The organism is Flavobacterium psychrotrophum (assembly GCF_003403075.1).
Taxonomy (GTDB): Bacteria; Bacteroidota; Bacteroidia; order Flavobacteriales; family Flavobacteriaceae; genus Flavobacterium; species Flavobacterium psychrotrophum.
In genome coordinates this window covers 2602988-2616489 of the sequence record NZ_CP031557.1, presented here as the reverse complement: position 1 = coordinate 2616489, position 13502 = coordinate 2602988, and the positions used below count along the sequence as shown (strand labels likewise).

The following is a 13502-nucleotide window of genomic DNA, read 5'->3' as shown; positions in this document are numbered from 1 at the left end:
ATTATAAAAACGATTGATATTTCCTATCGTTTTTATGGGTAAATTTACGTAACTTTATATGGCTAAAAACTTACAAACACATAATTAATCCATAGTATGAAAACTACAGAAAAAGAGATCAATATACTGGGGCTTCCTGTAAAAGAAGCTGAGGTAATTGCAGCAGAACTTAATATTTTACTTTCAAACTTTCAGGTGTATTACCAAAACCTGCGCGGCATTCACTGGAATATTCGTGGTAAGCGCTTCTTTCAGCTTCATGTAAAGTTTGAAGAGCTTTATAACGATGCCCAGGTTAAAATAGACCTTGTGGCAGAGCGTGTACTTACACTGGGTTTTACACCGTTGCATACTTTTGAAGATTATATTAAAAACAACAAGCTTACCGTAGGTAAAAATATTAGTAAGGATACCGAGGCGGTGCACCTTGTTATAGCGTCGATTGCCGATTTGCTTAAAATAGAAAGGGTTATACTTGAGGAGTCTGCCAACATTAACGATGAGGGTACTAACAGTATGATGAGCGACTTTATAAAAGAGCAGGAAAAAACCATGTGGATGATGAAGGCATGGAGCGAAGAAGAAATTTAAAAAGCCGGCAGTATTTTGGTTTTTCAGATTTAATTACATATTTTCGCCACAATGAAAGTACTTGTAAACATAGTAATCGTAATGTTCCTTGCCTTTTTGGCAGCGCCCACCATTGTGAGCCTGTTGCATGATGAGGATACAGAGGTATCTGTTGTTTGCGGCTTTAGCGAAGAAGAAATGCACAAAGAAATAAAAGAGGTTAAAATGGGTCCGCAATGGGTTTATGAAGCTGCTTTTGTTCCTGTTATTATAAAATCTACAGCAATATCATCAGAATATCTCCAGAAGCATGAAAATGTTTGTGGAGATATTTTTTCTCCTCCACCAGAGGGTTGTTAATAACCCTTACAGCCCATATTGGGTCTATTCATAAATTCATATATTTTTTGTCAGAAGGTATCTGTGTTAGCCTCAGGTTATTGTTTTGTAAAGCAATATATTGAGCAACCGGATTGAGATAGTATTGTAGTATCAATATGCTTCCCCATTATATTTGAGCACAATAGATGTTAGATTAAATTAACGCGCTTTGGCGCAGCATTAAGAAGAAAATGAGCCACGACGATTTTTACATACAAATTTTAGAGAATAACAAGAAGTGGAGTGAAGGTAAGCTACAGGCCGACCCGCAGTACTTTGAACGCCTTGCGAAAGGGCAGGAGCCGCCTTTGTTATGGATAGGCTGCTCAGACAGCCGTGTGCCCGCAAATGAAGTTATTGGTGCACAGCCGGGTGAGGTTTTTGTACACCGCAACATTGCCAACATGGTAATACATAGCGACATTAATATGCTGAGCGTATTAGATTATGCCGTGAATGTGCTTAAGGTAAAGCACGTTATTGTGTGTGGCCACTATGGCTGTGGCGGCGTTAAGGCGGCTATGGGCAACCAGAGCATAGGAATTATTGATAACTGGATACGCCATATTAAAGATGTGTACAGGCATAATCATACCTATCTGGATGGTATTGCAGATGAGCATGAAAGGTTTGATGCCTTTGTAGAAGTAAACGTAAGAGAGCAGGTGTATGACCTTGCTAAGACAAGTATAGTTCAGAACGCCTGGAAAAACGGGCAAAACCTGCACCTGCACGGGTGGGTGTACGGGTTGGACAGCGGTATTGTAAAAGACCTAGACGTAAACCTGAGCGACAACTCAGACTTATCTAAGGTAGACAGACTTATGCTTTAAGTTTAAAGCTTTTAAGGTGATGTGTGTGCGGGCCCCTTGCTGTAATGGCGGGGGCTTGCTATTTTATGTTGTTTTATTATAATACTCAAGCCGCTCTGAAACAAGTTTGTTCAGCTCATCAAACTTTATATCCAGGCTATTTGGGTTAATAGAAAGTGGTGTGCCTGTAAGTTTTATATTCTGCTTGCCAAGCATCTTTTTCAGGCCTTTCATTTGTTCAAGATATCTTTCATTATCAGATACATGGATTAACAGCAATTTAGTAGATTTTACCTGATAAAGACTAACATCCATTATATCTTCCCAAGTTATCAGGAAGCCGGAAGTAAAGGTGGAATTATCAATAATTCCTTTATCATCAATAGTTAACCCCCTATTTTTATCAAAAAGCTTATAAAGGGACATAGCAAATGCCAGAGTAAAGAGGAGTATACAAAGCGTACCTACAAGATTAATCACTTCTTTGCTGTATCTGTAGGAACCTAAATCTTCGGTTAATAAAAAATATCCTAACCCAATAAATAGTAATGAGCCAAGAACCATTAAGGTAATTTTACCTTTGTGAAGCGGTATTTCTATCTTTTCCATTTTATTAAATCAGTAAGGATAATGTTATTAGACATATATATAATGCGGCAATCAAAAGATACTACAATTTTTTATTCAAGCGGTTCAATATAGTAAAATATTATTCTAATGGCTAACTACGAGAAACCATTACGCAGTATCTTCCTTATCCAAATTTTCATTCAGCACACTTGGCAACAGCTGAGGGATAAATTTAATAAGCAGGGGCAGGAGCAGACTTCCGCCGGGTAGTAAAAAGATGGTAAGAGAAGGTACCGTCTTACAAATTTCAAGCAGTTGTTTCTTTACTTTTTTCTTTTCCTTATCGTTAAGGCTACGGTGGGTAGAGTGGGTAATCAGCAGCATAAGTTCGCCATTATTACTCAGCTCTTTTATCAGGCGGTTTTTATTACGGATTATAAGGTTGGTTACACTTTGCGCCGCATGGTCATAAAAATGCTTTACCGGGTTGCTGTAGTTAAAAAACGGAATGTGCTTTTTATTCAGCTTAATAAACACATCATAGCTGGCTATGCTTTCGGCAGGGGCATCTTCACGCAGGCCCAGGCGATCGTTTAGCCGGTACATAAATTCTATTTCGCTTTGTTGTGCACGGCCGTCGCTCCATATCGCCATAGCGGCCATATCCAAAAGGTAATTTTTTTCAGATTTCGATTCAAAATAATCAAAACCCGCTTCCTCAAGGCTGTCTGTATTAATGTTACTGAGCTTAGTATACCGCACAGATGATTCAAAGAGGCGGATCAGCAGGTCGTCATACTGCGTTTTATCCTGCTTACTATTTAGTGCCAGGCTTACAATGGTCATTACCGTTTCCTCCAGCTTTTTAAGGTACTTCTGTGGGCGGTCGCCGTCCAGCAGGTATTGCCGAAAAGCCAGTACATCCATAAACATCAGGGCATTAGTAAGTATGTGGCTAAAATTGCGGCTAATAATGTTGTTATTGGTACGAATACGGTCGTCAAGAATATTCTCTAATTCGTGTGCCGGTGGTGCTGTGGGTAGTACCTTTTTAAGGAGCGCGAAACCCTCGGGCTGCGCCTCTTTGTAATAGGCAATAGCGCTGTTTATAAAGGCAGCCGTATCGCTTGTTTTAGAAATGAGCCTGTACACACCATAAAGGGTATCCATAAGGGCTACCTTAGTAATTTCCTCAGTCGTCCAGCTCTTGGTTTCTTTTTGGTCTATATTGTCAAAGCTTACTATGTGCCCGTATATAAACCCGCTGTCCCGTATTGCCCTGTAAAAGGCATGGGAATTTTCATACTCGGGCAGGTGGTTTTTTTGCGTTGCAAAAAACTTATCAATCCACCCGCTGGCGCTGGGATTTATCATGGTAGCTGCACAAACAATTTCTGATGCAAAGCTATGCAAAAATACCGTGGTATTACAAGCGTTAAATATATCCTATAATTGATTTCCTGTTAAATTTCAGACGTGTAAATCAAGTAACTTTAATTATAAAATAAGCATACATGACACTAAAATCAGGTTACCCATTCTGGCTTGTTAAAGATGGCCTACCGTTTACCTACCCAAAGCTGGACCACGATATAGAAACAGAAGTTGCCATACTGGGCGCGGGAATATCCGGCGCTTTAGCGCGCTATTACCTTGTAGAAGCGGGTATAGAATGCACGACCATAGATGCGCGAACCATAGGCCTGGGTAGTACCAGTGCAAGTACATCGCTGCTTCAGTATGAAATAGATGTACCACTTCATAGGCTTACCCAAATGATAGGCAGGGATAAAGCTGAAACTGCATATAAGCTGTGCGGCCGCGCCATTGAAGAGCTGGGGAAAATCACCAAACACGTAGGTATAGAATATTTCGAGAAGAAGAAAAGCCTGTATTACGCTGCCTATAAAAAAGATGTAGCGTGGCTTAAAGAAGAGTTTGAAGCCCGCAAAGCAGCAGGTTTTGATGTAACATGGCTGGAGGCTGAAGACGTACAAAAAGAATACGGTTTTAAAAGTTATGGTGCCATACGCTCTGAACTTGCGGCGCAAACTAATGCTTATATGCTCTCGCACTGTCTGTTGCAACACAAACATAAAAACAACAGGATTTTTGACCGCAGTCCCGTTACTGATATTAAGCACCATAAAGATGGCGTTACCCTAACTACCGATACCGGCTATACCATAAAAGCAAAAAAACTGGTATATGCCGTGGGCTATGAAGTGGTAGATTTTATAGATAAAGATATTGTTAAGCTCCTCAGTACTTATGCCACTATTAGCGAGCAGTATAACGAACGTAACTTCTGGAAAGACGAGCTGTTGATATGGAACACGGCCGACCCTTACCTGTACCTGCGTACAACCGCAGATAAACGTGTGTTGGTAGGCGGCAGGGACGAAGATTTTAGTGTTGACTGGAAACGGGATAAACTACTGAAGAAAAAAACAAAGCAGCTTACAACCGATGTAAACAAGCTGTTTCCTGAACTGGATTTTAAACCTGAATTTAGCTGGACGGGTACTTTTGGATCTACTAAAGATGGCTTGCCATACATAGGCGAATATCCGGGTAAGCCCAATGGATATTTTTCGCTTGGGTTTGGGGGTAACGGCATTACCTTTAGCCAGATAGGTGCCGAGATTATCAGGGATATGATTTTAGGTAAGGAGAATGAAAATGCACACCTGTTCCGTTTTGATAGGTAGGTAATGGAGTATATCAAATAAATGAGCATTGTTTTGTATAAGAAGTAATGCTCATTTATTTTTTTTTGAGAAGTGTAATGTTTTTTATTATTCGCTGTCCTTAGAAGAAAACTGACAACATTATGAGAGTAGTAATTTTAATTGTGGTAATGGCATTATGCTGTTCGTGTAAAAGGTTTTCAACAGAAGCTGCTGATGATATATATTATTTTGCTGAAGCCCAACCTTTGGATAAAGATACTTTGCTTAATATACCTAAAAAGTTTCTTGGGCACTACGTAAGCGAGTATGGCGATACTTTGCAAATTTCAAAAGAAGAGATAGCATACAATGCATACTATGGATGGGCTATTTCAAAAAAAGATTCGTTTTTTAGTAGATATAATGGAGACGAAAGCTTGTCTATCAAGGCACTGCGGGATTCTTTAAGCCCTGATATGAGGATTGTTAAACAAGACTCAGATTCTATTTATCTTGCTACCGATAGCAGGCAAACGCTTTTTTCATTTTCAGATAATACGGCAAAACTTGTCAATGGTGATTTTATTTCAAACACTAAAGATTCCATTTATTGGCATGTGGCTGCCTATTCGGTTAAAAAAGACAGCTTGTACATTACGCGATTTTTATACAAGGAAGATTTGGGTATTGTGAAAACCGTTGTGAAGGATGTACACGCCAATGCCGATACCACACGGGTGCTGTTAAGCCCCACGAAGCACGAATTTAAAAGGCTGTTGAAAAGCAATGCAGGAACAGTGCAGGGCTTTAGGAAGATTCACTGATGTTGCGTACATTTAACCAAACCATTTTTAATACCACACTATGAAATTACTTGCCTTTGCCGGAAGCAGCAGCAAACAATCTATCAATAAAAAACTGGCCACCTATGCTGCCGGCCTTTTCGAAAATGCAGAAACAGAAATTCTCGATCTTAACGATTATGAACTACCACTGTTTAGCGTTGATAAAGAAAAGCTCATAGGACAGCCACCCATTGCAAAACAATTTTACGAAAAAATAGAACAGGCAGATATACTGGTAATATCGGTAGCAGAACATAATGCCGGTATGACCGCTGCCTTCAAGAATATCTACGACTGGGCATCCCGCCAAAAAAAGTTGGTTTTTGATAACACGCCTTTATTACTAATGTCTACCTCACCGGGAGGTTATGGCGGCAGAAACTCACTGGAAGCGGCTCAGCTCAGCCTTAAGCGCTATGGTGGCAACATCAGGGCTACGTTCTCGTTGCCATCCTTTAATGAAAACTTTGATGTAGCTGCCAATAAAATATCCAATCCGGAACTTGATGCCGAACTAAAATCCATAATTCGCAATTTTGACTATGGTAAAGAAACTTAAAAGCATACTCCGCTTTACAATGCGGTTTATTGTGGGCATCATTCTTTTTGTAGTTGTTTATCTGGTTTCGGTCTTTGTACTCTACCGCATCCCCGTTAACAGGCATCCGGCGCAGGGTGGCGATGTTCCCATTTATATTAATTCAAACGGTGTGCATACTGATATTGTAGTACCACTAAAAAACGATGTAAAAGACTGGGGTAAAGACATATTATTTACACACACCACCGCTAAAGACACTACGGCAAAGTTTGTAGCCTTTGGCTGGGGCGATAAAGGTTTTTACCTCGATACGCCGGAGTGGAGCGACCTTAAGGCCAGTACAGCGCTCAAGGCTGCATTTTATTTGGGTACATCGGCCATGCACACACGGTTTTATAAGAGCCTGACGGAAGATGTAGAATGTAAAAAGATAATGATAACCAAAGCCGATTATGCTGACCTGGTTGCTTACATAGAAGACAGCTTTCAGCTAAATGAGGCCAAAAAAATACAATGGATATCAGGGCACAGCTACGGTAAGTACGATGCTTTTTATGAAGGTAAAGGGCGTTACAGCCTGTTTTATACCTGCAACACCTGGGCCAACCAAGCACTAAAGGCAGGCCACCAAAAGGCCGCTTTATGGACGCCGTATGACAAGGGGATATTTTATCACTATGAATAGTGGTTTTAAAGTTGAAAGTTATAATGTTGTAAGGTTGATTAATGTTTATGTGTAGCTAAAAACTTTTAAACCTTAGAACATTATAACTTTTAACATACTCTGGCAAAGTATTTGAAATTATGGCTATCATGAAAAACATATCTAAACTTTATACACTGCTTTTGATGGTTTTGTGTATTGGGTATGCCCATGCGCAGGATTATGCAAAAGTAGACGCCACCGTTAAAACCTATCCCACAACGTACAACAGTATTGATAAGATTGCTTCACGTATTGGTGCCGACTTTCAGCGGGACGATGAAAAGGCGCGTGCCATTTTTACCTGGATAGCGCTAAACATTAGTTACGACACCAATCCGTCAGCACTTGGGCGCAAGCCTATAAAATATGCTTACAGCAACGAGGCAGAGCGGCTGGCAAAGATCGAGGCCATAGAAAATGACCTTGCCAATACTACATTACGTGCAAAAAAAGGGGTGTGCCACGGCTACGCTATGCTGTATACCGTTATTGCCCGCAAACTGGGTCTTGAAACGGAGGTAATACACGGCAACGCCAAGATATTACCTCATGACATTGGTAAGTTGCCTACAAATAGCAACCATGCCTGGAACGCAGTAAAAATTAACGGACAATGGAAACTGATGGATGTTACCTGGGGCTCCGGTGGTATTACCGGTAAGAGCAAGAACTTTGGGTTTAAGTTTGATGACCATTACTTTTTTACCGAACCTGATGTGTTTTTCCTTAACCACTTTCCGGATGATAAAAAATGGCTGATGACAAATAAGAACGAACGTGAATTTGCTTCGTTGCCATTGTATTATGACCTTGGGTATGAGTTGGTATCGCCCACTATTGGTGTAATAAAAACAGTCGTTCCAGCCAATCTTCCTGTTAAAATTAAAGGCATAAAACCTACTGATGAAGTTGCTTACCAGTTTAGTAATGGTGGGTTTTCCAGCAGGGTAACCCCAAAGTTTACAAATGGGGTAGGAGAGTTTAATGTAGTGCTTGATAAAACTGCCAGAGGTACACTTACTATTTTTGTAAATAAAATGTCGGTTGCGGCTTATAACATACAGCGATAAATTATTTGCCTTAAACTAAAAGATTAGCCACGAATTGCACTAATTTACACGAATAAAGAATTGGTGAAATTTGTGTAATTCGTGGCTAAAATTTTGAGAACTAAAAACGAACTTTTACGCTATCCGGCTTTCATTTTTTGTGCAGATGCACTATATTAGCACAAAATCCTGAATTACCCCTATGTTAGAAGAAAATCAATATACCGAAGACAACATACGATCACTCGACTGGAAAGAGCACATCCGGATGAGGCCTGGTATGTACATTGGTAAATTAGGTGACGGATCGTCGCCCGATGATGGTATCTATATCCTTATAAAAGAGGTTATTGATAACTCTATTGATGAGTTTGTAATGGGTACGGGTAAAACCATAGAGGTTACCGTAAAAGATAAAACCGTTACCGTGCGCGATTACGGCCGTGGCATACCGCTGGGTAAAGTGGTAGATGTGGTAAGTAAAATGAACACCGGTGGTAAGTACGACTCTAAGGCGTTCAAAAAATCGGTAGGGTTAAACGGTGTGGGTACTAAGGCAGTTAATGCCCTGTCTAATTACTTTAGGGTAGAATCTGTAAGGGATAACCAACTTAAGGCTGCTGAATTTTCTGCGGGTAACATTACCCTTGAAGATGATGTCGTAGAAACTACCCGACGTAAAGGTACCAAAGTAAGCTTTATTGCAGATGATCTGATTTTTAAAAACTACAAGTACCGTAATGAGTATGTTATAAAAATGCTGAAGAATTATTGTTACCTGAATACAGGACTGACAATAATTTATAACGGCGAAAAATACCTGAGCGAAAACGGGCTTAAAGACCTTCTTGCCGAAAATATTCACGAAGAAGACCGTATCTATGACATTATCCACCTTAAGGATGAAGATATAGAGATAGCCATGACGCACAGTAAAACCCAATACAGCGAAGAATATTACTCTTTTGTAAACGGGCAAAATACCACACAGGGTGGTACGCATTTAGGGGCTTTTAGAGAGGCCATAGTGCGCACCATTAAAGAGTTTTACAACAAGAACTTTGAGGCGTCAGACATCCGTAAATCTATTGTGAGTGCCATAAGCGTTAAGGTAGAGGAGCCGGTTTTTGAGTCGCAGACCAAAACCAAGCTGGGCTCTACAGATATGGGGCCTGATGGGCCAAGTGTACGTACTTTTGTAAACGACTTTGTAAAGAACAAGCTGGATAACTTTTTGCACCGCAACCCCGAAGTGGCCGATGCCCTGCAAAAAAAGATATTACAGGCAGAGCGCGAGCGTAAGGAGCTAAGTGGTATTCGTAAATTGGCACGCGACAGGGCTAAAAAAGCCAGCCTGCACAACAAGAAGCTACGCGACTGCCGTGTACACCTTCCTGATGCCAAGAACCCGCGAAGCCTTGAAAGTACACTGTTTATTACCGAGGGAGATTCTGCCTCGGGGTCAATAACCAAGTCGCGCGATGTTAATACGCAGGCGGTTTTTAGCCTTAGGGGTAAGCCGCTGAACTCATATGGTATGAGCAAAAAGATCGTGTATGAAAATGAGGAATTCAACCTCTTACAGGCCGCGTTGGACATTGAAGAGGAAATGGAAAACCTGCGCTACAACAACATTGTTATAGCCACTGATGCCGACGTAGACGGTATGCACATCCGCCTGCTGCTTATTACCTTCTTTTTGCAGTTTTTCCCTGAGCTTATAAATAAAAACCATTTGTACATACTGCAAACGCCGCTGTTTCGTGTACGTAATAAAAAAGAAACCATTTATTGCTATAGCGACGAAGAGCGCCGTAACGCCATAGAAAAACTAAAAGGCAAGCCGGAGATTACACGATTTAAAGGGCTTGGTGAAATATCGCCCGATGAGTTTAAGCATTTTATAGGTCAGGACATAAGGCTTGACCCTGTGCTTATGGATAATGCTACTTCAATCCAGAACCTGCTTGAATTTTATATGGGCAAGAACACGCCAGACAGGCAGGAGTTTATCATAAACAACCTTAAGGTAGAGCTTGATGTAGTGGCTGAGTAAGGTTTTAGTGATTTTGTCATTCCGACGATAGGAGGAATCTCTACTTTAATTTGAGATTCCTCCTATCGTCGGAATGACAAAACTACGATTGAATACTGATTAAAGTTACTGTTTCTGAATAACAAAACTGCGACTGAACACTGAACACTATTTCTTCTTCATCTCCAAAACCCTTTTTACTTCATTTAAAAGTAACGGATAGGCGGGGTCAGCCATATTGTGGCCGTAACCATCTATTTCAAACAGGCGAATGTCTTTTTGCCCGTTGAGTTTCATCATGCGTTCAAAATAGGCGTTTTCTTCATAGCGCCCCAATAACTCCATTTCGCGGTTACCGGTTATAAGCAGGATAGGCGGCATATCGCCACGAACGTGGAAAAGCGGTGCGTACTTATCTATAGTAGGTTGCTTTTCAGGGATGCCCTGCTCTTTGCGTACTGTAAAATGTGTAACACATTGCGGGCTAAATGGAATCAATCCTGCTACTTTATTCGCATCAATATTGTATTTAGCAAGCCATTGCTTATCAAGCCCCACCATCAAATCAAGATACCCACCTGCCGAATGTCCTGAAAGAAATATCAGCGATGGGTCGCCGCCATATTTTTCAATATTGTTAAACGCCCAGGCTATGGCAGCAGCGGCATCTTCTATATACACGGGGGCTTTTACCTTTGGGTGCAGGCGGTAACCCACACCTATAATAGCATATCCTTTATCCTTCAAAGCTTGCGGAATTTCTTTACTGCCGCTGGTAATGCCACCACCATGAAACCAGATTATGGTTGCAAATCCTTTTTTATCTTTGGGGTAATACACATCAAGTATGCAGCGTTCTGCCTTATAAGAATCGTTTTTATAGGTACTTTCAGGATAATATTTAATATCCGTTGTAATAGCATACTCTGTTTTTTGTGCATAAGATATCCCGGCTGTTATAAGCAGCAGGAAAAGGGTAAACTGTTTTTTCATTCGTAATTTATTTTCTTTGGAATGCCTAAAGGTACATTATTTTACTGTTGTGGTACCTTGCAGCTTACCTAAAAACGCAAGTACCTTTTCAACCGAATCTATCCTGTATTTTGCAGATGTATTTCCCGGACCTACTTTTACAGAAAAGTCATTAGGGCCTTCCAGTTGCTCAAAAAGGTCTTCGTCGGTCTTGTCATCGCCAAAGGCAATGGCAAAATCATATTCGCCGCACAGTATATTATTTCTGCAGGTGGTGCCTTTGTGTGCCATATAATGTTTAACCTCAATCACCTTGTTACCGTCTATTATTTGTACCGGTACATTTTGCATATTGTTTTTAAGCAGGTTAAGCAATTCCCGCGATAGCAAAAAGCCTTGTTTAGGCTCTACATTGCGGTAGTGCCATGCCACGCCAAATTCTTTTTCTTCTACAAAGCTTTCGGCATTGGTATCTGTATATTCATCCATAATACGAATAACCTGTTCCTTCCAGCTGTTGGTGCCGTGTATTACAGGTTCCCAGGTATCACGTTTTATCCAGCCACCATGTTCGGCAATCAATCCTAAAGTAAGGTGCCCTAAATGATGCTCCAGAAAGTTGCGGTCCCGGCCACTTACAATCCATACTTCGTTTTTAGGATCGGCAGCCAGGCCAGCCAGTAGTTTCTTTAATTTATCATCGGGAACGGCAAGTTCAGGTCTGCTTTTAAGGTTTACGAGCGTACCGTCAAAATCCAGTAATAGCAGTCTTTTGTTAGCAGTTTCGTACTTAAGCAGTATTTCTTCTTTGTCTTTTCCTTTTAGCGCTACCGCCTTATTATCATGGCTGTACATTTCCTCTGTGTCCGAAAGGAACTTAGTAGCCCATAAAAACACGTCGTGCTTTTTAATGTAGCGCTGCATACGCTCCATACGGCGTTGCTGGTCTTCTTCTGGCATCAGCAATGCCTGATTTATTCTTTCGCCGGTAAGCTCGGTATCAAAAGGGTTTATGGTAATGGCTTCCTGAAGCTCTTTTGCTGCGCCTGCCATGCTGCTTAATATTAATACGCCGCGCTGGTCTTTTCGTGCTGCAACATACTCTTTTGCAACAAGGTTCATACCATCCCGCACAGGCGATATCAATGCCACATCTGCACTGCTGTATAATGCAATGAGACGGTCAAAGTCTACCGATTGGTACTGGTACACCACAGGGTTCCATTTATAGCTTCCCATAGCTCCATTTATACGCCCTACATTATGCTCTATCATGCGTTTACGCTCGCCATACTTATTTATTTCCTCACGGGATGGTACAATTACAAGTAGGAAAACCACTTTTTCCTTCCATTCCGGATGTTTTTCTAAAAAGCTTTCAAAAGCATAGAGGCGGTTGTTGATGCCCTTGGTATAATCGAGCCTGTCTACCGAAAATATGATTTTCTTGTCCTGGTACAGGTCTTTAATTTCATTACGAAGTGTTGCAACTTCAGGCTTATCGTAAGCATCATAAAATTTATCAAAATCGATGCTAATAGGGTAGGAGCCCACACGGGTGCGGTGGCTGTCCTGAGAAAATATAAAGCTACGTTGCGAAACGCCCAGTATCTTCTCTACACATTCGGTAAAGTGCATGGCGTTATCCCAGGTGTGAAAGCCGGCAAGGTTAGCGCCCAAAATGCCTTCTAATATATATTTCTTGACTTTGTTTGGCAGTATACGGAAAATCTCAAAGTTAGGGAATGGGATGTGCAGGAAGTAACCAATTTTTGCATCCGGATGCTGTTCCCTAACCAATTTGGCAAGCCCCAGGAAGTGGTAATCATGTATCCAGATGATGTCGCCGGGTTCGTAGAGCTCATTTACCTTTTCGGCAACTATTGCATTAGCCGTTTTATAGGCTTCAAAGGCTTCATCATTATATTCTACATATGAAGGAAAATAATGAAACAGCGCCCATAATACCGAATTACTAAAAACATTATAAAAGTTCTTATTCAGCTTTTTATCAAGGAAAACAGGCTCTACATCAAAGGTTTTGGGAAAACTGTCTTTATGATGATCCCAGGTAGATTTTTCGAAATCGGCAACGCCCACCCATGTCAGGTTTTTATCGCTTTTCTCAGTATAAGATAGTACGGCTGTGGCCAGGCCGCCGGCACTTTGTGTTATGTTCGTTTTTCGGTTTTGTTTTTTAATAGACAGGGGTAACCTGTAAGAAACAGTAATGATTTTCATGAAAATAAATTTCGCCCGGGGAGTAAGGCCCAATCGGGCTGTTTCCATAAAATTACAAAACACATTACGGAACAGGGGTTTATAAAAAGTTACTTAACATATATTTAA

13 protein-coding genes are annotated in these 13502 nt (G+C 40.9%); 9 read left to right on the top strand and 4 right to left on the bottom strand.

The window, feature by feature from the left end:
• Positions 1-96: 96 nt before the first annotated feature.
• The 3 genes from DYH63_RS11265 (at position 97) to can (ending at position 1784) form a co-directional block, all read left to right on the top strand.
• On the top strand, positions 97-591 hold the full coding sequence (locus DYH63_RS11265; protein ID WP_116788903.1) for a Dps family protein: 495 nt from the start codon (positions 97-99) through the stop codon (positions 589-591).
• A 51-nt stretch (positions 592-642) separates the two neighbouring features.
• The gene (locus DYH63_RS11260) at positions 643-930 is read left to right on the top strand and encodes a hypothetical protein (RefSeq protein WP_116788902.1); all 288 of its coding nucleotides are present in this window, start codon (positions 643-645) and stop codon (positions 928-930) included.
• A gap of 212 nt (positions 931-1142) precedes the next feature.
• On the top strand, positions 1143-1784 hold the full coding sequence (gene can, locus DYH63_RS11255) for a carbonate dehydratase (protein ID WP_116788901.1): 642 nt from the start codon (positions 1143-1145) through the stop codon (positions 1782-1784).
• Between the two features lie 63 nt (positions 1785-1847).
• Here can and DYH63_RS11250 read toward each other — a convergent pair whose 3' ends face one another.
• Positions 1848-2372, bottom strand: a complete 525-nt coding sequence (locus DYH63_RS11250) for an STM3941 family protein (protein WP_116788900.1) — start codon at positions 2370-2372, stop codon at positions 1848-1850.
• Between the two features lie 129 nt (positions 2373-2501).
• A complete protein-coding gene (locus DYH63_RS11245) occupies positions 2502-3707 on the bottom strand; it encodes an LETM1-related biofilm-associated protein (protein ID WP_116788899.1) in 1206 nt (401 codons plus the stop codon).
• Between the two features lie 140 nt (positions 3708-3847).
• Between DYH63_RS11245 and DYH63_RS11240 the strand changes: the two genes are divergently transcribed.
• The 6 genes from DYH63_RS11240 (at position 3848) to DYH63_RS11215 (ending at position 10202) form a co-directional block, all read left to right on the top strand.
• Positions 3848-5044, top strand: coding sequence for an NAD(P)/FAD-dependent oxidoreductase (locus DYH63_RS11240; protein ID WP_116788898.1), 1197 nt, complete (start codon positions 3848-3850; stop codon positions 5042-5044).
• 122 nt (positions 5045-5166) lie between these two features.
• Entirely contained in the window at positions 5167-5829 is a 663-nt protein-coding gene (locus DYH63_RS11235) for a hypothetical protein (protein ID WP_116788897.1), read from the top strand.
• Positions 5830-5869: 40 nt separating this feature from the next.
• The gene (locus tag DYH63_RS11230) at positions 5870-6409 is read left to right on the top strand and encodes an NADPH-dependent FMN reductase (protein ID WP_116788896.1); all 540 of its coding nucleotides are present in this window, start codon (positions 5870-5872) and stop codon (positions 6407-6409) included.
• Complete coding sequence (locus tag DYH63_RS11225) at positions 6393-7076, top strand: TIGR02117 family protein (protein WP_116788895.1); 684 nt, start codon at positions 6393-6395, stop codon at positions 7074-7076. Before DYH63_RS11230 ends, DYH63_RS11225 begins: the two co-directional genes overlap by 17 nt.
• Positions 7077-7204: 128 nt before the next feature.
• Entirely contained in the window at positions 7205-8167 is a 963-nt protein-coding gene (locus DYH63_RS11220; RefSeq protein ID WP_162927001.1) for a transglutaminase domain-containing protein, read from the top strand.
• A gap of 181 nt (positions 8168-8348) precedes the next feature.
• Positions 8349-10202, top strand: coding sequence for a DNA topoisomerase IV subunit B (locus tag DYH63_RS11215; protein ID WP_116788893.1), 1854 nt, complete (start codon positions 8349-8351; stop codon positions 10200-10202).
• Between the two features lie 147 nt (positions 10203-10349).
• On the opposite strand, the gene DYH63_RS11210 is transcribed toward DYH63_RS11215, so the two are convergent.
• Positions 10350-11174: an alpha/beta hydrolase gene (locus tag DYH63_RS11210; protein ID WP_116788892.1), complete on the bottom strand. Its 825-nt coding sequence runs from the start codon at positions 11172-11174 to the stop codon at positions 10350-10352.
• Between the two features lie 36 nt (positions 11175-11210).
• Positions 11211-13394: a bifunctional alpha,alpha-trehalose-phosphate synthase (UDP-forming)/trehalose-phosphatase gene (locus tag DYH63_RS11205; protein WP_162927000.1), complete on the bottom strand. Its 2184-nt coding sequence runs from the start codon at positions 13392-13394 to the stop codon at positions 11211-11213.
• Between the last annotated feature and the right edge of the window lie 108 nt (positions 13395-13502).

Bases quoted from the DNA above. Each gene is read 5' to 3' on its own strand.
- DYH63_RS11250 (WP_116788900.1), bottom strand. From the start codon at position 2,372: ATGGAAAAGATAGAAATACCGCTTCACAAAGGTAAAATTACCTTAATG.
- DYH63_RS11265 (WP_116788903.1), top strand. From the start codon at position 97: ATGAAAACTACAGAAAAAGAGATCAATATACTGGGGCTTCCTGTAAAA.
- DYH63_RS11205 (WP_162927000.1), bottom strand. From the start codon at position 13,394: ATGAAAATCATTACTGTTTCTTACAGGTTACCCCTGTCTATTAAAAAA.
- DYH63_RS11215 (WP_116788893.1), top strand. From the start codon at position 8,349: ATGTTAGAAGAAAATCAATATACCGAAGACAACATACGATCACTCGAC.
- DYH63_RS11245 (WP_116788899.1), bottom strand. From the start codon at position 3,707: ATGATAAATCCCAGCGCCAGCGGGTGGATTGATAAGTTTTTTGCAACG.
- DYH63_RS11230 (WP_116788896.1), top strand. From the start codon at position 5,870: ATGAAATTACTTGCCTTTGCCGGAAGCAGCAGCAAACAATCTATCAAT.
- DYH63_RS11225 (WP_116788895.1), top strand. From the start codon at position 6,393: ATGGTAAAGAAACTTAAAAGCATACTCCGCTTTACAATGCGGTTTATT.
- DYH63_RS11235 (WP_116788897.1), top strand. From the start codon at position 5,167: ATGAGAGTAGTAATTTTAATTGTGGTAATGGCATTATGCTGTTCGTGT.
- DYH63_RS11220 (WP_162927001.1), top strand. From the start codon at position 7,205: ATGAAAAACATATCTAAACTTTATACACTGCTTTTGATGGTTTTGTGT.
- DYH63_RS11260 (WP_116788902.1), top strand. From the start codon at position 643: ATGAAAGTACTTGTAAACATAGTAATCGTAATGTTCCTTGCCTTTTTG.
- DYH63_RS11240 (WP_116788898.1), top strand. From the start codon at position 3,848: ATGACACTAAAATCAGGTTACCCATTCTGGCTTGTTAAAGATGGCCTA.
- DYH63_RS11210 (WP_116788892.1), bottom strand. From the start codon at position 11,174: ATGAAAAAACAGTTTACCCTTTTCCTGCTGCTTATAACAGCCGGGATA.
- can (WP_116788901.1), top strand. From the start codon at position 1,143: ATGAGCCACGACGATTTTTACATACAAATTTTAGAGAATAACAAGAAG.